Here is a 21,700-nt window from a genome sequence, read left to right as displayed (position 1 = left end):
TTTACAAAGATGTAATTATTTATCAATAAATATGGATATATAAATGTAATATAATAATCTGCGAATATGAGAATGAGTTCATAATAAAATTTTAGAGTTAATTTTTGAGAGGTGAAATTCATGAATGGAAATATAATCTATACTGAACCAGAAAAATGTACGTTATGTTATAACTGCATTAGAGTGTGTCCAGTTCATGCAAATAAAGTATATGATGACTATGTAGAACCAGATTCCGATTTATGTATAAAATGTGGACAATGTATATTATCTTGTGAATCACAAGCACGTAGATATAGAAAGGATATTGATATATTTGAAGATTTTAAGAATAAAAACGAATATCTTGTTGCGATAATTGCACCTGCATATGTTGGTGATTTGGAAAATACCACACCTAATCAATATGCAGCAGCATTAAAAAAATTGGGTTTTAATGAAGTTCATGAAGTAGCGTTTGGTGCAGAATTAACAACATTGGAAGTGTTAAAAGAAATGGAAGAAAAGAAACCAGAATATGTTATTATGAGCCCATGTCCATCTTTAATAAATTATCTTGAGAAATGGCAACCAGATTTATTACAATATTTTTCAGAATCATATAGTCCAATGTTGAGTACCGCAGCATTTGTGAAAAAAGAAAAACCAAATGCTAAGGTTGTATTTATTAGTCCATGTACAGCTAAAAAAAGTGAAATTGAACATGAAAGCATAAAGGGATTAGTTGATATTGTATTAACTTTTGAAGAAATAAATGAATTATTTGAAAAAAACAATATAAAACCTTCAGTGTTAGAAGAAGAATTATTTGATGGATATCAACCAAATTATGCAACTTTATTCCCTGTAAGTGGTGGTTTGACAAAAACAGCTGCAAGTTATTTAAAAAACAAAAAAATTGATGATATAATGCTTGAAGAAGATGTTCTTGTAATTGAAGGAAAAGAACGTTCGATTCCGTTTTTTAAGGATTTTGAAAAGAATATAAAAGCCGGTAAAAAAGATGTAACGCCAAAATTTATCGATATACTTTTTTGCGAAGGATGTATAGACGGTCCAGCAACAAGAAAAGATATACCTTTATTTGAAAAAAGAGCGAAGATTATAAAATATACAAAAGACAGATTGGTGAAAAATAAGTTTTTAACCAAAGATGGAAAGCAAGTAGCTCAGAAAACAATTTCTTTAAAAGATACAAAGAAAATATATGAAGAAATGAATTTAAAAAGATATTTCAAAGCAAAACCTGTGAATTATAAAGAACCGCCAGAATCATTTATTGTGAAAATATTAGAAAAAACAAATAGACTTAATGATGAGAGAAATTGTACGGCTTGTGGATATGAAACATGTCGTGAAAGAGCAAAGGCAGTTTATAATGGATTAATGCCAGAAGATTTATGTATTATATACATAATGGAAGAAGCCGAAGAGTTATTAGATAAAATTAGAAAACAAAGAGCAAAAAGCAATGAAATGCTGGAAAGTGTATCTTCTATTTTAAGTGAAGTAAGTGTAGTTGTTGATGAAGTGACTGAACAAGCTGTTTCCTTAAATACAAAAGCTGAAGAAATTACAGAAATTAGTATTAAAGGAAAAGACGTTGTTTCAGAATTAGAAGGGAAAAATAATATTATAGAAAATAATATAGGAGATATAACCGAAAAACTTAATAGACTAACTGATAAAACAAAACAGCTTGTACCAATCCTTGATATGATAAATAAAATAGCAAATCAAACAGGTTTGTTGGCATTAAATGCATCAATAGAGGCTGCAAGAGTAGGTGAGGCTGGAAAAGGATTTTCGGTTATCGCTGTTGAAATAAGTGAGCTTGCAAATACTACAAAAGAATATTCCAATAATATTAATGAAACAATTAATGAAATGAAAGAAGTTGTAGAAATGGTAAATCAAGGAATTGGAAATATGATTGAACAAATAAAAGATGAAAGTTCTATGGTTCAAAATACAACAGACCAATTTGAAAAAATAAATGAAAAAATCAATATATTATCTGAAGATATACAAAAGGTATCAGCTTCTGCCGAGGAAATGAATGCAAGTGTAAATGAAATGGAAACGACTATAAAGAAAATCTTAAAATCTTCTGTGGAAGAATAAATATATAACAAATAAAGGGGCTGTTCATTCAAAAGCCCCTTTATTTGTTATAATTGAAGTGTATGTGATTTAAAGTTATATGGGGTGAAAATATGAAAGTAGGGATAATGGGAATAGGGACGTATATTCCTGAAAATTATATGACAGCAGAAGAAATAGCAGAAAAAAGTGGAATACCGGTTGATGTAATAAAAGAAAAATTTGGAGTGATAAAGAAACCAATACCAGGTCCAGAAGATACAACAAGTTATATGGGAATACAGGCAGCATTAAAAGCAATTAAAGATGCTGAGATTTCTCCAGAAGAAATAGACCTGGTAATCTGGAATGGAGGACAACATAAGGATTATCCAAATTGGTTAGCAGGACTAAAAGTAGCAAATGATATAGGGGCAGTTAATGCATGGTCATTTGATATGGAAGCAATGTGTGGTTCGATGATGGCAGGAATGGAAGTTGCGAAATCAATGATGATAGCAAATGAGGATATAAATACAGTACTTTTGGTGAGCGGATATAGAAATGGAGATTTAATAGATTATAGAGTAAAAGAGACATCATTCATGTTTGACCTTGGAGCCGGCGGAGCAGCAATGGTATTAAGGAAAGATTATAATCGCAATATAATACTCAGTACAGCATTTAAAGGTGATGGTTCATTTGCAGAGGATTGTGTAATAGAAGTCGGGGGAAGCAAAAAATGGCCAATGGAAAAAGAAGATGTAAAAAGAATGCATTTTGTAGTGAGAGATATAGAGAATTTTAAGGAAAAACTAAAAGAAAAAACAATGCCAAATTTTTATTATGTAATAGACAGATCGCTTGAAAAGGCAGAATTAACAAGAAAAGATATAAATTACCTTGCAATACTACATTTTAAAAGATCAGCACATTTAGGAGTATTGGAAGAATTAGGATTAAAAGAAGAACAGAGTACATATTTAGAAGAGTATGGACATATGGGGCAAAATGATCAGATATTATCAATAGAATTGGGATTGAAAACAGGAAAGATAAAGGAAGGGGATAATATAGTAATGGTAGGAGCTGGGCTTGGATTTGTCTGGGCTGCTGCTGTTGTGAAATGGGGAGAAGCTAATAAATAAAAAGTAGGCTGTAAAAATTTTTACAGCCTACTTTTTATTTATTATTTCTTTTTTAACTTTTTTCCTCTAAAAATCTTTAAGTATATAGGTAATGAGATTTCTCTACGTTTAAATAAAGATGGGTTAGATAGCAACCAGCTTTTATAACGTATAGGTTTTTCATATGCTTCAACATTTGTCAAATGCAGTAAAGCATAGATTCTCAATAAAAATCCGGCAAATATTAATAATTGTATTCCATGATATTTGTCGCCAAGTATATAAAATGTTTTATCCTTTAAAATATTTCCAAAAAAACCACCTATATTTGAAGCTATAATTGCTGTAACTCCTGAAGTTAAAGCATATGCAGCAACATAATTTTCAGCAGGTTCTGAAATGGTTTCAAGTAATAGATTGAAAAATGTAAGGTTTATAGCAGCCCACGCAAATGCTGAAAACACACTATCAAGCAATAATAAACTTCTATAATTATAATCTGTCATAACAAAATATAATAATGGTGCAATAGTTGCAAGAGAAATTCCAATCATAAGTATGCTCTTATTCCCATATCTATCGCTTAATTTTCCATAAAATGGATATAATACTAATGAAATTATTCCGGTTATAACACTCATTTTACCGAGAAATGTTGTATTAATGTGTAATATAGCAACCTGGAAATATGAAAAATATGGTCTTGTTAATTCTATTGCAAATGTCCATATTCCAACAAATACAAGAAACGTTTGAAATTTTTTATCCTGAAAGGCTTTTTTTATTTTTAATTCATTTTGTGAAGTTTCGCAGATTTCTGGAATCTTATGAAAGGCAAGGAGGATTATTGTTATTACAGCAAATAAGGCCATAATAGAGGTTACCAGCAAAATTCCCATTTTTTCATTTGGAAAATCAAGAAATTGGGAATAAAGGTAAGTGGCTAAGATACCTATTGCTGAGGCAAAAACATTTCGCATTCCAAAATATTTTCCTCTATCTTCGAAAGGTACTAACTCCCGCATAGCTGCTGTCCATATATTACTGATAAACGTTCCAAAAAAAGCATATAATATCATGATCATTACAAATATATGAGAATTTCTTATATTTAATAAAACTATTATAGGCAGCAATACAAGAGATCCTCTTCCTATTATGGAAACTATAATTAAACTCTTTTTTCGAGTTCCAAATAATTTATAGATTAAAGGTGTAAAAACCTGAAACATTTGTGCAAATACAGGGAAAGAAGATATTATCGAAATTTGAAAAGGTGAAGCGTTAAAATAAAGAGCTATGGAGATTATAATGAACGTTTGTGTTGCTACAAAGAAGGCATTAAATGCCATAGCCTCTAATACGGATAATTTCAAGGTTGTAGAAAGTTTTTTCATCCCCATCACCACCATGTATTATTTCTTATCTTGATTATAACATGATATTTCTTAAAGAAATATGTATTTCTTTGCAAAATGAAAACGAGAAAAATATATTTTTATTATAAGAAAATCTCCCGAATTTAATCGGGAGATTTAAAAAGATTTTATATTACCAGAAAAGGTTATTTTTTTATATAAATTTTTATAGAGTTAGGAGGATCATCTTGATTTTTTATAAATAAGTATGATTTGTTATTATATCTTTTTAAGAGATATTGTGTAGTTGGAAATGTTGAATTTAAAGGTGGAAGAATGTTATATGATTTTTCTTTTTTTGTATTTAAATTAATTTCAAAAAGTTTATATTCATTTGAATCTTTTAAAATTCCAAGAATATACATTTTATTGTCTAAAACAGAAATGAATTTTAAACTAAACCAATGATATTTTTTATCAGAATCGTTGGATTTGAACCAACCACTAGAATTAAATCTTTTTCCATCAATTGAATAAATCTTTTTTAAAGAATCGTTTTTTATTTGGTATAAATTATATTTTTCTGAATATATATCATGGCAAAAAATATAAACTTCATCATTATTTTTAATTATGTTTAAAGGTACATCTTCGATTTTTATTGTTTTTTCAGATATAAGAACATCATTTTTTTTGGTATATTTATAGATACCATATTTTTTACCTATACGATAAATTGGTTTGCTAATTATCCAGAAAGAATTTTTGAAATATACAAAACCACCATTTGCATAGTCAAATTCAATTTTGTTTAAGAAAGGTAAAAATTCAACTTTATTATTTTCTATTTTCCAAATTCCTTTGCTACCTTTATAGTATAAAATATTATTATCAAAAGTTAGTGATCCAAGGATAATTCCATGGTTTTCTGTAGTTTCAAAAGTTTTAGTATCTAAATATATATAATCAATATTTTTTGATAGAATATTTAATTTTGAGACTAGCAATTGTTCCTTATTTTTTTCTGAATTAAAGATTGGTGTGACATAATATAAATAACCATTTTCATCAGCGGTAAAATTGCCTTTGTTTAAGTAAACAATATTTTTATTTTCAGGGTAAATAGGGAATTGAACATCAATTTTTTTATAGGTATTATTTAATGGTGTTTTGAATATAAAGTAAAAAAATAATATTCCAACTAAAACCAATCCTACTAAAAAAAGAAAAGTTTTTTTCATATTTATACCCCCTTATATTTGAATTACTTATTATAATATTCTTTAAACTTCATGCTATACCATTTGTCATCTTCAATTACATTATCATTTAAACCAAGTTTGCTATATTCTTTCATTTTCTGTTTATTATCAATGATTTCATATGCCAATATTAAATTTAATAATGAATTATTATAATGGTCCCTTAAAAGAAAAGTTTCCGGTGAATTTATTTTTTCAGCTGGAAGATTAAATAAAGCATTTTTGTCTTTTTCAAAAATTGATTTTAATTTTTCAATAAGTGAAGATGTTTCATTTTTAAGGTCAAGTTCTTTATAGAATTTTATAAGATCTATTATATCCCAACCTGATAATTTTCTATTTTTAATAAATGATTTTATATATGAAATGGCTTTTTGGTTTGACCATTCTTTGTTTTTGTATTTGTCAATAAATAAATTTTTTGTTATCCATAAATAGTCTGGAGAATAATCAATATAATCAATATATTGTATGATTTTCTTATCATATTTAAAGTGAAAAAATCTTCCGGCGGAAGCATATATTCCGTCATTGGCTGCAACGTAAAATTCAGAACTAATTGGAAGAAATACTATACTATGAACAGTTTCATATTTACATATAGGTTCATCATTTTCATTATTTGCTATAAGGTCTCTTAATATTTCAATAATATTTTTTACTGTGAGATAATTATAAGATTTTATGTAATTTTCTGCTTTATTTTTTCTTGAAATTGATCCTTTGTAAATTCCATTTTTGTTTTTTAGTAAAACAAAATGATTTGTAGAAACAATATAATTATCATTTTTTCTTACTTTTAAGTTATTGCTATCAAATTCAAAAACTACAGCTTCTTTGTCATGTTTACTTCCTATCATCAAATTGTTTCCAATAGTTCGTTTATTGTTTTTTAATATGACTTCAACATCTTTGATATCTTTTGCATTTTCCATAATCATTCTATATAATATACCAGTAGGTATTCCGGAGGAACTTTGATATTTTGATTCTGATGTCATTGAACCAAGTGAAATCCCTCTTTCGTTCATTCCGGATAATACACCAATTAGTCCTGGCCACGTGAGAGAAATAAAATTATATCCGTTTTGTGGCTGATATACAAATAAAACATTTTTATCCCATAGTTTATCTGATAAAAAATAATCCAGGTTTCTTCCATGCAATATTTCCCCATTTTTTGTTTTTTTGCCAAAAACAGCAATATTTGTGCATCCATATAGATTAAAAAGTTCATCATATATATTCATTAAGAATATTGAATCCAGTGAAGTATTACTTCCTTTTGCAATTGCAGCCATTTCTGTTTTATATTCTTTTGGTATCTTTCTAAAATAATTTTTCATTGTATATCGTATAATAAGTTTTTCAAATATCGTTTTATTTTTCAATTCATTTTCAAGAAGCTTTTCCATATTATTAATTTCATTTCGTAGAGCTAAACCATGTTGGTAACCAATATCTTGAGGTTCTCCTGATAAATATAAAATTTTCAAATTTCCAATTTTTTCTGTTTTATACTCTGCAGTAGTTATATTTTTTATTGGATATTTCAAAGGTGTGAAAATATACACAATATATAGCAAAGTAATAAAAAATACAATAAATAATGAATACAAAAATTTTTTCATATAAAAACTCCTCCAAACAAAAAGTTTATGTTCAGATTAATTATATCATTATTTTATTTTTTTCAAAAATAAAATTTTTATTAATATAAGCCTCCTAATATGACTTATTAGGAGGCTTATAATACATATCACAAAACAATATCTTTTACTTTTTTTATAACCTCTGTTGGCGTTCTACCAAAAACCCTTATCATAGCTTCTTTTCCGAAAAATCCATCATCCCATACAAAATCTATAGGAGAATTAGTTTCATTATATATATTTGATAAACCATAAGGTATAGAATGTCCTTCTTTTGACTGTATTTCAACAGGTTCATTATTTCTATCAAGGTAATAAGTTTTATATCCAAGTTCTTTTGCTTTTTCTATATATATTTTTTCATAGCGTATATTCATGGCAGATCTTATCCATGGGAAGTATTTCATTGTTGCAATTACTGCCCTTGCCATATGGCTTTTTCCAAAAAAAGCAGGTTCATGAATGAAATTAATCTCATTTTCCAGTTTGTGTATTCTTCCAGGAAATTTCCCAACTTCATTTTCATTTGAAGCAAATGGAAGTGCATAAACAATATTTTGACCTACTTCTGGAATAGTATACTTTCCAAGTTCTATTATTTGTGGTTTTATCTTCCATAATTCCTCTATTATATATCCTTTATGTGCTTCGTATAATAAATTTTCCGTTTGAACAAATTTGATTGAATTTAAAACAAGTTTATCCATATAATTTAAAGAAGCAATAATGGCTTCTTCAACACTATATTTCATATATATATGAGCGGAAATTAATGATGAGAAAACACAGCCTGTTCCATGTAAGGATTTTTCATATCTTTTTGAAAAGAAAGTTTTATTTTTATAAATAACCTCGATTTTCTCAGAATTTTTATGTCCGCCTGTTATAATTGTTTCGCATAATGGATTTGTTAATTGAAATTCTTCTGAATTCATAATTATTAAATCCACATATTTTGAACCTTCATTTACTTCTTCTGGAGAAATGATGTTGAAGTTTGTAGAGGTTTTGATTATGGGATTCCATATAATTTTAGCTTCTGGATATTTTTCTCTTAGTAATTTTATTTGTTCTGCATTTGCCATTCCTGCTTTAATTATAGAAATATTTTTGAATAATTCAAATTCTTCAAAAGAACTTCTAAATTCGATTTTTTTAAATATCTCTGTGTTTTGGATTGTATAAGCGGATATAACAGAAATAGGATTTATCTTAAATAATTTCATTATAGATATATCTTGAGTTATTCCGGCACCACCTGATGGATCGAAAGCTGAGAAAATAAGCATTATAACGCCTCCTATTCTATAAAAATACTTTCTTCTTTTTCTAAAAACTCTTCTGTAATTCTCATTGCACATAGCGGACCACACATTGAACACATATTATTTTCCATTCCCTTTCTTGAACTATAGAAATTCAAAGCTTTTTCCTTATCAATTGCTATTTCAAATTGCTTTTCCCAGTTAAATTCTTTTCTTGCATGACTCATTTGATTATCTATGTTCATATGTTTTCTATTTTTTGCTATATCAGCGGAATGTGCAGCGATTTTTGTTGCAATAACACCTTCTTTTATATCTTCAAGAGTGGGGAGTCTTAAATGTTCAGCTGGAGTTACAGCGCAGAGAAAATCTGCGCCTTTAGCTGCAGCAATAGCGCCGCCAATTGCAGAGGTTATATGATCATATCCAGGTGCAATATCTGTAGTAATTGGGCCAAGAACATAAAAAGGTGCTCTATCACAAATCTTTTTTTGAAGAATAACATTTGCTTCAATTTCATCAATAGGCATATGCCCCGGTCCTTCAACCATTACCTGTACCCCGGCATTTCGAGCTCTTTTTACCAGTTCTCCAAGTCTTAATAATTCTTCAAATTGCAAATCATCAGTAGCATCATGAAGAGAACCCGGCCTCATTCCATCGCCGAGACTAATAGTAACATCATATTCCCTACATATCTCAAGTACTTCATCAAAATACTCATAAAATGGATTTTCTTTGTGATTTTTAATCATCCAGCCAACTATTATTGAACCGCCACGCGATACTATTTTTGTTATTCTTCTGGAGTTTCTCAACTTTTCTATGGTAGTTCTTGTAATACCGGCATGAATAGTCATAAAATCAACACCGGCTTTTGCGTGATCTCGAACCATCTGTATAAAATCATCTGCATCAAAATCTATTACACGTTTTTTATTCTGGACAGCTTTTGTTGCTGCGTCATAAACAGGAACAGTTCCAACCATAATATTTGAATTACGTATTATTTCATCACGAATATATGAAAGATTACCCCATGTAGACAGATCCATTATAGAATCTGCGCCAAATTTCTCAGCAATTTTCAATTTTTCAATTTCTTCTTTGACGCTTGAATATCCCTGAGAAGTTCCGAGGTTAATATTAACCTTGGTTTTTAAACCTTCTCCTATAGCTCTAATATTATCAAATTTATGATTCTTATTAACCGGTAAAACCGCATATCCTTTTTCAATTTTATTTCGTAATTCTTCTGGTGAAATTCCTTCATATTCTGCCGCGATAACCATTTCTTCTGTAATAATTCCAGCTTTTGCAAATTCCAATTGTGTCATTTAAATTCCTCCTTAAAACCAATTTACCGTTGTTGGATTATAATTTCTTGTTTTGATATAATTCATAAATTCTTTTACTGTTCTGGTATCTTCAATTTCAAATTGTTTTGTTGAATCTTTGTATAATGTATATCCTCCAACATTTGTTGTTGATCCTGCTGACATTTTTGTGGCAATGCCCAGTATTGCATTTCTAAATTTTATGCTTTCTCGAGTGGAGATATTTATATGTACTCGAGGGAAAATTAATTTTAAAGCAAGAATATAATGGATAAGTTTTTTATCAGAAATACTATAAAATTTATCTTTTACATTAAAAGCTGTTCTAATTCTTGGAAAAGATATCGAATATTCTACATTAGGATAATTCTTTAAAAGATAATCCATATGGTATGCCATCATTATAATTTCAAACTCCGGTTCATAAAGCCCTAATAAAGCTCCTATATTTATTTCTCTTACCCCAGCTTTTATGGCTTCTTCAACAGTATTAAGCCTTTTTTTGAAATCTTTTTTTGGACCAAATAAATGAACTTCTCTATATTTTTCCGGAGAATAGGTTTCCTGATACAATGTAACCCCTACAAGACCTGCTGTGACTAATTTCTCGTATTTTTCCCGGGTTAAAGAATATGTTTCTATAGAAATTTCTTTGAAAAAGTTTTTCAATATTTTTATGGTATTATATAAATACTCAAAATTAGAATTTACAGGATCTTCTCCAGTTAATATTAGAACGTGGTCAATTCCCTCGTGGTTTAAGTATAAGGCTTCCTGTTCTATTTCTTTATATGATAATTTCAATCGATGTATTTTATTAGAAGCCTTAAATCCACAATATGTGCAACCATTTATACAATAATTTGAAATGTAAAGTGGAGCATATAAAAATATAACATCACCAAAGAATTTTCTATTATTTTTTATTACTTTCTTCGCCATTGTTCGAAGATCATTATTTTGAAGCAATCCATATATGTCATTTACAGAAAAAAATTCTTTATTTAGATTAATATTATATTTGTTCTTTCTGGCTGAATTAACATAAGCAATGATTTTTTCTATGTTTTCTGAAAACATAGTTAATCTCTTCCTATATAATCGAACAATGGCGAAGATGCTTCTGCCACTTCTTTTTCTTCTGGAATTCCGGCCAGATAAGCCAGTCTTCCAGCCTGAGCTGCTAAAGAAAAGGCTTTTACCATTTTTACAGGATCTTCCGCAATTGAAACAGCAGTATTTGCAAGTACAGCATGACATCCAATTTCCATTGCTTCAGAAACATGAGATGGTTTTCCAATTCCAGCGTCAATAATAATTTTCGCATCAAATTCATTTAGAAGAATTTTTACAAGTTCTTTTGTAGTAAAGCCTTTATTTGTTCCTATAGGAGAACCAAGAGGCATTAAAACCTCAGCGCCATTTTCAATCATTTTTCTTGCATCATATAAATCAGGACACATATAAGGGAAAACCTTAAAACCTTTTTCTGTTAATAATTTACAGGCTTTTATAGTTTCCTGATTATCAGGCATTAAATACTTTGAATCATTTATAATTTCAATCTTTATCCAGTCTGTATTCATTAATTCTTTACCAGCCTGTGCAATTAAAAGAGCTTCTTCAGCGTTCCTTGCACCTGAAGTGTTTACCATAATTTTTTTTGCACTAATATAATCCAGAATACTTTCATTTAAACTTCCGTATGATGCTCTTCTCATTGCAACAGTGACAACCTCAATTTTTGCTTCTTCAATAGCTTTTTTCATAATAGAATAATCCTTAAATTTTCCTGTGCCCATAAAAAATAGATTATTTATTTCCTCATTATAAAATTTAATATCAACCACCTCCTACAACAGTAATAATTTCAATTTTATCCTTTTCCGAAATTTGAGAATCAGGATAACTTTTTTTTGAAACAATGGCTCCGTTTTTAATTACGACAATTGGTTTGTTATGAAGGGATAATTCTTCAACTAAATCTTTTATATTGGTGCTTTTACAGACCTTTTCTTTTCCATTTATAAATACCTTCAAAAAATCACCTCCTGATATAAAAAAATCTCCTGCACGAAGCAGGAGATTGATTTTTTATACTCTCTGCTCCGCTCCTTTCGCCGGTATTATCCGGATCAAGTTATGAGGGTCAGAGGTTTCCACCTCACTCTCAGCTGCGGTATCAGCAGCTCCCCTGCGGATCATAAATATTCACTTTTCATTTTGATTATATCATTAATTTTTTTAATTTTCAAGAATTTATTCAGTATAATCATAATTATGTTTAATGAGAGCAATATGAATATGATATAATAAATAAAACCAATTTTGAGGTGATTATATGTCAATAGAAATTGAAAGAAAATATATTATTTCTAATGATGAAAGTGAAGAATTAATAAAAAAGGCTATAAAGAAAATAGGTATTGTTCAATGGTATATTCGTGATGATATTAATGAAATAGAAAGATATAGGCTTTCAATAATAAAAAATAATAAAGATTATGATTACAAATGGACATACGCATATAAAGCAAATACAAAAATTGCACATGAAAAAATAGAAAAAGAAAGAGTAGAAAAACCACAGGAATTGGAAAATCTGATAAAATATAAAATGGTAGCAAAAATAAGATATATGATAAATGATAATCCAGAAATTGTTGTTGATGAATTTGTTGATTTTAATAAAATAAGGTATAATATAGAGGAAAAATTTTTACTTGAAATAGAAATGAAAGAAGAAAAAAAATATAAAAAAGAAGATTTTGAAGAAGTACTAAAAAAATTTGATATTGAAACGATAAAAGATGTTACTGAGGACTTTAAATATTATAATAATAGAATAGCAGTAGTTGCAAAAAATATTATCCTCAATGAGATTATTGAAAAAATAAAAGAAAAGTTATAATGTTATCGTACACACAAAACCGTGGATAGTACTGTAACAAAATACATAAAACTTTTTAGTTTTTGTAACTTCACAAAAAAATCACAACATTTTAATTGAAAATTAAAAAGACCTGAGGTAAAATACACTTGGTATTTTTAAAAATTCTGAAAGGAGGAATACAAATTATATGCCAACGATAAATCAACTTGTTAGACATGGAAGAAAACAACTAAAGAAAAAGTCAAAATCTCCAGCATTACAGAGCAATCCTCAAAAAAGAGGTGTATGTGTAAGGGTTTCAACAATGACACCTAAGAAACCTAACTCAGCTTTGAGAAAAATTGCAAGGGTTAGACTTTCAAACGGAATTGAAGTTACAGCATATATTCCAGGTGAAGGTCATAACTTACAGGAACACTCCAATGTATTAATAAGAGGCGGAAGGGTTAAAGACTTGCCAGGTGTTAGATATAAGATTATCAGAGGTACATTGGATGCAGCTGGTGTTGAAGGAAGAAAACAGAGCAGAAGTAAATACGGCGCAAAAAGACCTAAGAAGTAAGGAGGTAAGTAAATGAGAAGAAGAAGAGCACCAAAGAGACCGGTTACACCAGATCCAATATATAATGATGTATTGGTATCAAAATTGGTTGTTAGGGTAATGAAAGATGGTAAAAAAACAGTTGCACAGTCTATAGTATACGGTGCATTTGATATAATAAAAGAAAAATTGGAAAAAGATCCTTTAGAAGTATATCATCAAGCAGTACAAAATGTAAGACCATTAATTGAAGTAAGACCAAGAAGGGTTGGAGGAGCTACATATCAAGTTCCATTTGAAGTACCAGAGGAAAGGGCTATCTCTTTAGCTTTAAGATGGATTGTTAAAGCTGCAAGAGATAAATCAGGAAGACCAATGAAAGAAAAATTAGCTCAAGAATTAATAGATGCTTATAATGGTGTTGGAGCAGCAGTTAAGAAGAGAGACGACGTACACAAAATGGCTGAAGCTAATAAAGCATTTGCTCATTACCGCTGGTAATTTATTGAGGAGGGATTGTTTTGAAAGAGCGGTTATATGCCTTAAATAAAACAAGAAATATTGGAATTATTGCACATATTGATGCTGGTAAAACAACAACAACAGAAAGAATATTGTTTTATACAGGTAAAAAACATAAAATAGGGTCCGTTGATGACGGTACAGCAACAATGGACTGGATGGAACAGGAAAAAGAAAGAGGTATCACAATTACCTCAGCAGCTACAACATGTTTCTGGAGAGATCACAGGATTAACATCATTGATACACCCGGACACGTGGACTTTACAGTTGAAGTTGAAAGGGCATTAAGGGTATTAGATGGTGCTGTTGTTATATTTGACGCACAGGTTGGTGTTGAACCTCAGTCAGAAACAGTTTGGAGACAGGCTGATAGATATAATGTTCCAAGGGTTGCATACATGAACAAAATGGATAAACTTGGGGCAGATTTTTATAATGCAGTTCAAACAATGATTGACAAATTAGGAACAAACCCATTACCTTTACAGATTCCTATAGGAGCAGAATCTGATTTTGAAGGTGTTGTTGATCTTGTAAAAATGAAAGCAATATATTGGGTTAGTGAAGATGGATCAAAATTTGAATACAGAGATATTCCAGAGGATTTAGTTGCTAAAGCAGATCAATACAGAGAAGATTTAATAACAGCTATTTCAGAATATGATGAAGAAATAATGGAATTATTCTTTGAAGGAGAAGATATTCCAGAAGATAAAATAAAAGCTGCAATAAGAAAAGGAACAATTGAAGGTGCATTTGTTCCAGTAGTATGTGGAACATCATTTAAAAACAAAGGTGTTCAACCTGTATTAGATGCAATTGTTGATTACTTACCTTCACCGCTTGATTTACCGCCTGTAAAAGCATATGATGCAAGAACAGGTGAATTTGTAAGAGAACTTGAACCAGATGAAAATGGACCATTTGTTGCTCTTGCATTTAAAATCATGGTGGATCCATATGTTGGTAAGCTCACATTTGCAAGGGTATATTCAGGAAAATTACAAAAAGGAAGCTATGTTTTAAATACAACAAAGGGTAAGAAAGAAAGAGTTTCAAGATTAATGTTCATGCATTCAGATCAAAGAGAAGAAGTAGATTACATCAGAGCTGGTGATATTGTAGCTATAATAGGTTTAAAGAATACAATTACAGGTGATACATTAACAGAAGAAGGACAGGATATTGTATTGGAAAAATTGGAATTCCCAGAACCAGTTATCTCATTGGCAATTGAACCAGAAACAAAAAATGATGAAGCTAAATTAACTAAAGCATTACAAGCATTAACAGAAGAAGATCCAAGTTTAAATGTTAAACTTGATCACGAAACAGGTGAAACAATACTTTCAGGTATGGGTGAATTACACCTTGAAATTATAGTAGATAGGTTAAAGAGAGAATTTAAAGTTGGAGTTAAAGTTGGTCAACCACAGGTTGCATATAGAGAAACAATTAGAGGAACAGCTGATGTTGAAACTAAATACATCAGACAATCTGGTGGTAGAGGTCAATACGGTCACGTTAAAATTAAAATTGAACCTATTGAAAATACAAAAGTATTGGAATTTGAAGATAAAATCGTTGGAGGTATTATTCCAAAAGAATATATTCCAGCAGTTGAAGCGGGTATAAAAGAAGCTATGCAATCAGGTGTGTTAGCTGGATACCCAATGGTTGGTATAAAGGCTACATTGTACGATGGTTCATACCACGAAGTTGACTCTTCAGAAATGGCATTTAAGATTGCAGGTTCTATGGCATTAAAAGATGCTGCTAAAAAAGCAAATCCTGTATTATTAGAACCAATCATGAAAGTTGATATTACAACACCTGAAGAATACATGGGTGACATTATAGCTGACTTAAACTCAAGAAGAGGAAGAATTGAAGGTTTTGAAAATGTGGGAAATACAAGCACAAGATTAATTCACGCTTTAGTTCCACTTTCAGAATTATTCGGTTATGCAACAGTATTGAGATCATTGTCTCAGGGAAGAGCAACACAATCAATTCAATTCTCACATTATGATGAAGTTCCAGCTTCAGTAGCTGAAAAAATAATGAATAAATAATCTTATTAAATAGCATCACAAAACATAGAGGAGGGACAAAAAATGGCAAAAGAAAAGTTCGTCAGAAGCAAACCACATATGAATATTGGTACAATCGGACATATCGACCACGGTAAAACAACATTAACAGCAGCTATTACAAAATCATTAGCTTTAAAAGGATACGCAGACTTCACACCATTTGAACAAATCGATAAAGCTCCAGAAGAAAAACAGAGAGGTATTACAATCAATATTGCACACGTTGAATACGAAACAGATCACAGACACTATGCACATATCGACTGTCCAGGTCACGCTGACTACATCAAAAATATGATCACAGGTGCTGCACAGATGGATGGTGCTATCTTAGTTGTAGCAGCAACAGACGGTGTTATGCCACAAACAAGAGAACACGTTCTCTTATCAAGACAGGTTAACGTTCCAGCTATCGTTGTATTCATCAACAAAACAGATATGGTTGATGACGAAGAAATCATCGAATTAGTTGAAATGGAAGTAAGAGAATTATTAAATCAGTACGAATTCCCAGGAGACGAAGTTCCTGTAATCAAAGGTTCAGCTTTAAAAGCATTAGAAGCAGATTCACAGGACGATCCATGGGTACAGAAAATCTACGAATTAATGGATGCAGTAGACAGCTACTTCCCAGAACCACAGAGACCAGTAGATCAGCCATTCCTTATGCCTGTTGAAGACGTATTCTCAATCACAGGTAGGGGTACAGTTGTTACAGGAAGAATCGAAAGAGGAGCTATTCACCCAGGTGACGAAGTAGAAATCGTTGGTATGACAGATGAAATTAAGAAAACAGTTGTAACTGGTGTTGAAATGTTCAGAAAATTATTAGACGAAGGTATCGCTGGTGACAACGTAGGATGTTTGTTAAGAGGTATTGACAAAGACGAAGTATGGAGAGGTCAGGTATTAGCAAAACCAGGTTCAATCACACCTCATAAGAAATTCAAAGCACAAATCTACGTATTAAAGAAAGAAGAAGGAGGAAGACACACTCCATTCAAGAAAGGTTACAGACCACAATTCTACATCAGAACAGCTGACGTTACAGGTACATTGTTAGAATTCGAAGGCGGAGCAGAAATGGTTATGCCAGGAGATAACATTGTAACAACAGTAGAATTAATCTACCCTGTAGCATTAGAAAAGAACATGAGATTTGCTGTTCGTGAAGGTGGAAGAACAGTTGGAGCAGGTGTTGTTACAGAAATAGTAGAATAATAAAATCTTTTTGCAAAGTTTTTATTATAAAATATAAAATCGGGGAGCTTCCACGCTCCCTTTGCTAAATGCTTAAAGGAGGGTCAGTATGGCAAAAAAGTTGATTAAAATAAGATTAAAATCATATGATCATAGATTATTAGATGAATCAGCACAAAAAATAATAGATGCAGTTAAAAATAGCAGTGCAAAGGTTTCAGGACCTATTCCACTACCAACAGAAAAAACAATTTACAGTGTTATAAGATCACCACATAAATACAACTATTCAAGAGAACAATTTGAAAAAAGAGTACATAAAAGAGTTATTTACATCTACGATGCAACACAGGAAACAGTAACAGAATTATTAAAAATTCAGTTACCATCAGGTGTATCAGTAGATATGAAGGCTTAATTTTAATGATCGGGCTCTGGAGGTGAAGTTAGCATGAAAGGTATTTTAGGAAGAAAAGTAGGTATGACAAGAGTTTATAAAGATGGTAAAGCCATCCCGGTCACAGTTATAAAAGCTGGACCATGTGTAGTAGTGCAGAAAAAAACAGAAGAAAAAGATGGTTATAAAGCTATTCAGGTTGGTTTTGAAGAAGTAAAAGAATACAAAGTAAACAAACCAAAGCTTGGAATCTTCAAAAAAGCAGGCGTAAAACCAATGAGAGTTCTTAAAGAATTCAAAGTTGATGACGTAGATGCATATGAAATTGGTCAGACAATTGATGTATCAATTTTTGAAGAAGGAGAAAAAGTAGATGTAACAGGTTGGTCAAAAGGTAGAGGTTACGCTGGTGTAATTAAAAGATGGAATTTTGGTGGAGGAAGAAAAACACACGGTTCTAAATTCCATAGAGCTTTAGGTTCAACAGGTAACCACACAGAACCAGCAAAAGTATTCAAAGGTAAAAAGATGTTCGGACATTACGGAAATGAAAGAATTACAGTATTAAACTCAGAAGTCGTAAAAATAGATAAAGAAAACAACCTTATAGCAGTTAAAGGTGGAGTTCCAGGTGCGAGGGGTGGATTGTTAATAATCAGAGAAGCAATCAAAAAGTAAGCCCCGAAAATGAAGAACGAGGAGGTAAGAAGAAATGGCTCAGTTAGACCTTTATTCAGTTAAAGGTGAAAAGATAGGTACAATTGATGTAAAAGATTCAATATTTGCAATTGAACCAAACACAGACTTGTTATACAGATATGTAGATATGCAGTTAGCAAATAGAAGAAGAGGAACCGCTTCAACAAAAACAAGAGCAGAAGTTAGAGGTGGCGGAAGAAAACCTTGGTCACAGAAACATACAGGAAGAGCAAGGGCAGGATCAATAAGGTCACCATTATGGAGACACGGTGGAGTTACATTTGGACCAAAACCAAGAGATTGGTCAAAAAAATTAACAAAGAAAATGAAAAGATTAGCATTAAAATCAGCATTAAGTGTAAGGGTAAAAGAAAATAATCTTATTGTAATAGATGACTTGACATTTGAAAAACCAAGAACAAAATCTATGAAAGAAGTATTAAAGAACTTCGGATTTGAAAACACAAAAACATTAGTAGTATTACCTTGGAAAAAAGATGGATATATTAATGTAAAATTATCAGCAAAAAATATTCCAACAGTAAAGGTTATAATTGCTGATAATCCAAATCAGGGTAAAGATGGTAAAAAAGTGAATGTAGATGGATTAAATGTATTCGACATAATAAACAACGAAAAAGTAATCCTTACAAAAGATACAGTAGCAAAGATCGAGGAGGTGCTCGGCTGATGGTTAAAAAAGAATTTAATTATGACGTTGTTATAAGGCCGGTCCTCACAGAAAAAACATACTTATTAATGGGCGAGGGCAAATATACATTTGAAGTAGCTAAAGATGCAACAAAGCCTGAAATAAAAAAAGCTGTTGAGGAATTATTTAATGTAAAGGTTGAAAAGGTTTATACAATGAATGTAAAACCAAAACCAAAGAGATTGGGAAGATTTGAAGGTAAAACAAGATCATGGAAAAAAGCTATTGTTAAGTTAGCTGAAGGATATGTAATAAAAGAGCTTCAAGGTAATTTATAAGGAGAGGTGAGCTGAAATGGGTCTTAAAAAGTTTAAGCCAATAACTCCTTCCAGGAGATTTATGATAATCACAGATTTCTCAGAAATTACAAAGGATACCCCAGAAAAATCATTGATAAAGCCTCTCAAAAAAACTGGTGGTAGAAACTCTTATGGAAGAGTTACCATGAGACATAGAGGTGGCGGACACAAAAGAAGATACAGGGTTATTGACTTCAAAAGAGATAAATTTGGGGTACCTGCAAAAGTTGTATCTATAGAATACGATCCAAACAGAAGCGCAAGAATTGCATTATTAGTATATGCAGATGGTGAAAAGAGATATATTCTTGCTCCAAAAGGAGTTAAGGTTGGAGAAACATTAGTTTCAGGACCAGATGCAGAAATTAAGCCAGGTAATGCATTGCCATTAGAAAATATTCCTGTGGGTACAATAGTTCATAATATAGAATTTGAACCTGGAAAAGGTGCAAAGATTGCAAGATCAGCAGGAACATATGCACAATTAATGGCAAAAGAAGGAAAATACGCATTATTAAGAATGCCTTCAAGTGAATTAAGAAAAGTTCACATTAAAGGTATGGCAACAATAGGTATGGTTGGAAATGAAGATCATATAAACGAAGTATTCGGTAAAGCAGGTAGAACAAGATGGTTAGGAAGAAGACCACACGTTAGAGGTATGGCTATGAACCCAGTTGATCACCCAATGGGTGGTGGTGAAGGTGCAAGTAAAGGTCATATTCCAAGAAGTCCTTGGGGAACACCTGCAAAAGGATACAAAACAAGACGTGGAAAGAGAAAATCAGATAAATTTATTGTAAGAAGAAGAAAAAAGTAACCTAGGGGGTGCTGTTAGTGAGTAGATCTTTAAAGAAAGGGCCTTATGTACACCCAAGTCTGTTGAAAAAGATAAGAGAAATGAATGAAAAAGGAGAAAAGAAAGTAATAAAGACTTGGAGCAGAGCTTCAATGATATTACCAGAAATGATAGGACATACAATTGCTGTACATAATGGAATGAAACATATACCTGTTTATATAACAGAACACATGATTGGACATAGATTAGGTGAATTTGCACCAACAAGAAGATTTGGTGGTCACGCTGATAAAAAGGCTAAAAAAGGCAAGGTGAAATGAGGAGGGACGTAATCATGGCTGTATCAAGAGTTCAAGATGGTAAAAGGTTAAAAAGGTCAGTTTATCATAGATTAAGAAAAGAAGCTGAAGCAGCACAGCCAAAAATTGAAGCAAAAGCAACAGCAAAATACTTAAGAATATCTCCTAAAAAAGCAAGATCAGTAATAAATGCAATAAGAGGAAAAAATGTTGATGAAGCATTACAGATATTAATGTTCAGCCCTAAAAAAGCTGCAAGATTAACATATAAAGTATTAGTATCTGCTATTGCTAATGCAGAAAACAATTTTGGCTTAAATGCAGACGATTTATATGTTGCAGAAGTATATGTAAATGATGGTCCAAGAATGAAAAGACTTTGGCCAAGAGGAAGAGGAAGAGCTGATATTCTTTTAAAGAGAATGTCACACATTACCGTTGTTGTTAGAGACAGACAAAAAGAAAAAGAGTTAAAATCTCAGAAGTGAGGTGGAATATCCGTGGGTCAAAAAGTACATCCATATGGTTTCAGGTTAGGAATATCAAAACCATGGAAAGCAAACTGGTTTAGTGAAGATAATTATGCAGAATATTTAAAAGAAGATTTAAAAATAAGAGATTACATAAAACAAAAATATTATGAAGCAGGAATTGGAGATATATTAATTGAAAGACCTTCTTCAACACAAATAAACATAACAATAAAAGCAGTAAGAGTTGGAATAATTATTGGAAGAAAAGGTGCAGAAATTCAGGCATTGAAAAAAGAAATTGAAGGCATGGTAAATGATAGAAACGTAAGAATTAACATAGACGAAATTAGAAATCCTCAAACAAACGCTGTATTAATTGCAGAAAACATTGCTGGCCAGATTGTTAAAAGGGCATCATATAAGAGAGCAATGAAAAGAGCAATTTCAGCAGCATTAAAAAGAGGAGCAAAAGGAATTAAAATAATGGTTTCAGGAAGATTAAACGGTGCTGAAATCGCAAGAACTGAATGGTATATGGAAGGAAGATTACCTTTACAAACATTGAGATCAGACATTGATTACGGAACTGCTGAAGCACAAACATTATCTGGAACTATCGGAATAAAAGTTTGGGTTTATAAAGGCGACACTCAGTTATGAACTAAAGGAGGGCGTGATGTA

The 21,700-nt window shown here is 31.0% G+C and carries 23 protein-coding genes and 1 riboswitch; of the genes, 15 read left to right on the top strand and 8 right to left on the bottom strand.

From position 1 onward, the window contains the following. The first annotated feature begins 120 nt into the window (after window positions 1-120). The gene (locus MARPI_RS04410) at window positions 121-2,124 is read left to right on the top strand and encodes a [Fe-Fe] hydrogenase large subunit C-terminal domain-containing protein (protein WP_014296384.1); all 2,004 of its coding nucleotides are present in this window, start codon (window positions 121-123) and stop codon (window positions 2,122-2,124) included. Between the two features lie 92 nt (window positions 2,125-2,216). Continuing rightward, on the top strand, window positions 2,217-3,230 hold the full coding sequence (locus tag MARPI_RS04405; RefSeq protein WP_014296383.1) for a 3-oxoacyl-ACP synthase: 1,014 nt from the start codon (window positions 2,217-2,219) through the stop codon (window positions 3,228-3,230). 41 nt (window positions 3,231-3,271) lie between these two features. Here the strand turns inward: MARPI_RS04405 and MARPI_RS04400 are convergent, their stop codons facing one another. The 8 genes from MARPI_RS04400 to thiS all read right to left on the bottom strand — a co-directional run bounded on the left by MARPI_RS04400 (window position 3,272) and on the right by thiS (window position 12,123). Next, entirely contained in the window at window positions 3,272-4,606 is a 1,335-nt protein-coding gene (locus MARPI_RS04400) for an MFS transporter (RefSeq protein WP_014296382.1), read from the bottom strand. A 167-nt stretch (window positions 4,607-4,773) separates the two neighbouring features. Beyond that, complete coding sequence (locus MARPI_RS04395; RefSeq protein ID WP_014296381.1) at window positions 4,774-5,808, bottom strand: hypothetical protein; 1,035 nt, start codon at window positions 5,806-5,808, stop codon at window positions 4,774-4,776. Window positions 5,809-5,831: 23 nt separating this feature from the next. Continuing rightward, the gene (locus MARPI_RS04390) at window positions 5,832-7,460 is read right to left on the bottom strand and encodes a C45 family autoproteolytic acyltransferase/hydrolase (protein WP_014296380.1); all 1,629 of its coding nucleotides are present in this window, start codon (window positions 7,458-7,460) and stop codon (window positions 5,832-5,834) included. A 128-nt stretch (window positions 7,461-7,588) separates the two neighbouring features. Beyond that, complete coding sequence (locus tag MARPI_RS04385) at window positions 7,589-8,770, bottom strand: thiamine-phosphate synthase family protein (RefSeq protein WP_014296379.1); 1,182 nt, start codon at window positions 8,768-8,770, stop codon at window positions 7,589-7,591. A gap of 11 nt (window positions 8,771-8,781) precedes the next feature. Beyond that, window positions 8,782-10,083: a phosphomethylpyrimidine synthase ThiC gene (gene thiC / locus MARPI_RS04380; RefSeq protein WP_014296378.1), complete on the bottom strand. Its 1,302-nt coding sequence runs from the start codon at window positions 10,081-10,083 to the stop codon at window positions 8,782-8,784. A gap of 12 nt (window positions 10,084-10,095) precedes the next feature. Next, window positions 10,096-11,163, bottom strand: a complete 1,068-nt coding sequence (gene thiH, locus MARPI_RS04375; RefSeq protein ID WP_014296377.1) for a 2-iminoacetate synthase ThiH — start codon at window positions 11,161-11,163, stop codon at window positions 10,096-10,098. 2 nt (window positions 11,164-11,165) lie between these two features. Continuing rightward, window positions 11,166-11,933 carry a thiazole synthase gene (locus MARPI_RS04370; RefSeq protein WP_014296376.1) on the bottom strand — a complete coding sequence of 256 codons (768 nt, stop codon included), beginning with the start codon at window positions 11,931-11,933 and terminating at the stop codon, window positions 11,166-11,168. Continuing rightward, entirely contained in the window at window positions 11,926-12,123 is a 198-nt protein-coding gene (gene thiS, locus MARPI_RS04365; RefSeq protein WP_014296375.1) for a sulfur carrier protein ThiS, read from the bottom strand. Before thiS ends, MARPI_RS04370 begins: the two co-directional genes overlap by 8 nt. Window positions 12,124-12,178: 55 nt before the next feature. Then, window positions 12,179-12,289, bottom strand: a riboswitch (TPP riboswitch). 135 nt (window positions 12,290-12,424) lie between these two features. Here thiS and MARPI_RS04360 point away from each other — a divergent pair. The 13 genes from MARPI_RS04360 (at window position 12,425) to rpsC (ending at window position 21,679) form a co-directional block, all read left to right on the top strand. Beyond that, entirely contained in the window at window positions 12,425-12,994 is a 570-nt protein-coding gene (locus MARPI_RS04360) for a hypothetical protein (protein WP_014296374.1), read from the top strand. Window positions 12,995-13,163: 169 nt separating this feature from the next. Further along, the gene (gene rpsL, locus MARPI_RS04355) at window positions 13,164-13,538 is read left to right on the top strand and encodes a 30S ribosomal protein S12 (protein ID WP_014296373.1); all 375 of its coding nucleotides are present in this window, start codon (window positions 13,164-13,166) and stop codon (window positions 13,536-13,538) included. A 12-nt stretch (window positions 13,539-13,550) separates the two neighbouring features. Further along, on the top strand, window positions 13,551-14,018 hold the full coding sequence (gene rpsG, locus MARPI_RS04350) for a 30S ribosomal protein S7 (RefSeq protein ID WP_014296372.1): 468 nt from the start codon (window positions 13,551-13,553) through the stop codon (window positions 14,016-14,018). Between the two features lie 20 nt (window positions 14,019-14,038). After that, the gene (fusA, locus tag MARPI_RS04345) at window positions 14,039-16,117 is read left to right on the top strand and encodes an elongation factor G (protein WP_014296371.1); all 2,079 of its coding nucleotides are present in this window, start codon (window positions 14,039-14,041) and stop codon (window positions 16,115-16,117) included. A 42-nt stretch (window positions 16,118-16,159) separates the two neighbouring features. Continuing rightward, window positions 16,160-17,359 (top strand): elongation factor Tu, encoded by a 1,200-nt coding sequence (gene tuf, locus MARPI_RS04340; protein ID WP_014296370.1) that lies wholly within the window; start codon window positions 16,160-16,162, stop codon window positions 17,357-17,359. An 88-nt stretch (window positions 17,360-17,447) separates the two neighbouring features. Beyond that, complete coding sequence (gene rpsJ, locus MARPI_RS04335) at window positions 17,448-17,756, top strand: 30S ribosomal protein S10 (protein ID WP_014296369.1); 309 nt, start codon at window positions 17,448-17,450, stop codon at window positions 17,754-17,756. Window positions 17,757-17,789: 33 nt separating this feature from the next. Continuing rightward, window positions 17,790-18,413, top strand: coding sequence for a 50S ribosomal protein L3 (gene rplC / locus MARPI_RS04330; protein ID WP_014296368.1), 624 nt, complete (start codon window positions 17,790-17,792; stop codon window positions 18,411-18,413). Between the two features lie 34 nt (window positions 18,414-18,447). After that, window positions 18,448-19,125 (top strand): 50S ribosomal protein L4, encoded by a 678-nt coding sequence (gene rplD, locus MARPI_RS04325; protein WP_014296367.1) that lies wholly within the window; start codon window positions 18,448-18,450, stop codon window positions 19,123-19,125. Further along, the gene (gene rplW / locus MARPI_RS04320; RefSeq protein ID WP_014296366.1) at window positions 19,125-19,424 is read left to right on the top strand and encodes a 50S ribosomal protein L23; all 300 of its coding nucleotides are present in this window, start codon (window positions 19,125-19,127) and stop codon (window positions 19,422-19,424) included. Before rplD ends, rplW begins: the two co-directional genes overlap by 1 nt. Window positions 19,425-19,440: 16 nt before the next feature. Continuing rightward, a complete protein-coding gene (rplB, locus tag MARPI_RS04315; protein WP_014296365.1) occupies window positions 19,441-20,265 on the top strand; it encodes a 50S ribosomal protein L2 in 825 nt (274 codons plus the stop codon). Window positions 20,266-20,282: 17 nt separating this feature from the next. Further along, entirely contained in the window at window positions 20,283-20,567 is a 285-nt protein-coding gene (gene rpsS / locus MARPI_RS04310) for a 30S ribosomal protein S19 (RefSeq protein WP_014296364.1), read from the top strand. A 14-nt stretch (window positions 20,568-20,581) separates the two neighbouring features. Continuing rightward, entirely contained in the window at window positions 20,582-21,034 is a 453-nt protein-coding gene (gene rplV / locus MARPI_RS04305; RefSeq protein ID WP_014296363.1) for a 50S ribosomal protein L22, read from the top strand. 12 nt (window positions 21,035-21,046) lie between these two features. Then, window positions 21,047-21,679, top strand: coding sequence for a 30S ribosomal protein S3 (rpsC, locus tag MARPI_RS04300; RefSeq protein WP_014296362.1), 633 nt, complete (start codon window positions 21,047-21,049; stop codon window positions 21,677-21,679). Window positions 21,680-21,700: the final 21 nt, after the last annotated feature.

The sequence above is a fragment of the Marinitoga piezophila KA3 genome, from assembly GCF_000255135.1.
Lineage (GTDB): Bacteria > Thermotogota > Thermotogae > Petrotogales > Petrotogaceae > Marinitoga > Marinitoga piezophila.
The sequence above is the reverse complement of the archived record's forward strand: the minus strand, read 5'-3'. Positions and strand labels throughout refer to the sequence as shown.

Bases quoted from the DNA above. Each gene is read 5' to 3' on its own strand.
- MARPI_RS04410 (WP_014296384.1), top strand. From the start codon at position 121: ATGAATGGAAATATAATCTATACTGAACCAGAAAAATGTACGTTATGT.
- MARPI_RS04405 (WP_014296383.1), top strand. From the start codon at position 2,217: ATGAAAGTAGGGATAATGGGAATAGGGACGTATATTCCTGAAAATTAT.
- MARPI_RS04400 (WP_014296382.1), bottom strand. From the start codon at position 4,606: ATGAAAAAACTTTCTACAACCTTGAAATTATCCGTATTAGAGGCTATG.
- MARPI_RS04395 (WP_014296381.1), bottom strand. From the start codon at position 5,808: ATGAAAAAAACTTTTCTTTTTTTAGTAGGATTGGTTTTAGTTGGAATA.
- MARPI_RS04390 (WP_014296380.1), bottom strand. From the start codon at position 7,460: ATGAAAAAATTTTTGTATTCATTATTTATTGTATTTTTTATTACTTTG.
- MARPI_RS04385 (WP_014296379.1), bottom strand. From the start codon at position 8,770: ATGCTTATTTTCTCAGCTTTCGATCCATCAGGTGGTGCCGGAATAACT.
- thiC (WP_014296378.1), bottom strand. From the start codon at position 10,083: ATGACACAATTGGAATTTGCAAAAGCTGGAATTATTACAGAAGAAATG.
- thiH (WP_014296377.1), bottom strand. From the start codon at position 11,163: ATGTTTTCAGAAAACATAGAAAAAATCATTGCTTATGTTAATTCAGCC.
- MARPI_RS04360 (WP_014296374.1), top strand. From the start codon at position 12,425: ATGTCAATAGAAATTGAAAGAAAATATATTATTTCTAATGATGAAAGT.
- rpsL (WP_014296373.1), top strand. From the start codon at position 13,164: ATGCCAACGATAAATCAACTTGTTAGACATGGAAGAAAACAACTAAAG.
- rpsG (WP_014296372.1), top strand. From the start codon at position 13,551: ATGAGAAGAAGAAGAGCACCAAAGAGACCGGTTACACCAGATCCAATA.
- tuf (WP_014296370.1), top strand. From the start codon at position 16,160: ATGGCAAAAGAAAAGTTCGTCAGAAGCAAACCACATATGAATATTGGT.
- rpsJ (WP_014296369.1), top strand. From the start codon at position 17,448: ATGGCAAAAAAGTTGATTAAAATAAGATTAAAATCATATGATCATAGA.
- rplC (WP_014296368.1), top strand. From the start codon at position 17,790: ATGAAAGGTATTTTAGGAAGAAAAGTAGGTATGACAAGAGTTTATAAA.
- rplD (WP_014296367.1), top strand. From the start codon at position 18,448: ATGGCTCAGTTAGACCTTTATTCAGTTAAAGGTGAAAAGATAGGTACA.
- rplW (WP_014296366.1), top strand. From the start codon at position 19,125: ATGGTTAAAAAAGAATTTAATTATGACGTTGTTATAAGGCCGGTCCTC.
- rplB (WP_014296365.1), top strand. From the start codon at position 19,441: ATGGGTCTTAAAAAGTTTAAGCCAATAACTCCTTCCAGGAGATTTATG.
- rplV (WP_014296363.1), top strand. From the start codon at position 20,582: ATGGCTGTATCAAGAGTTCAAGATGGTAAAAGGTTAAAAAGGTCAGTT.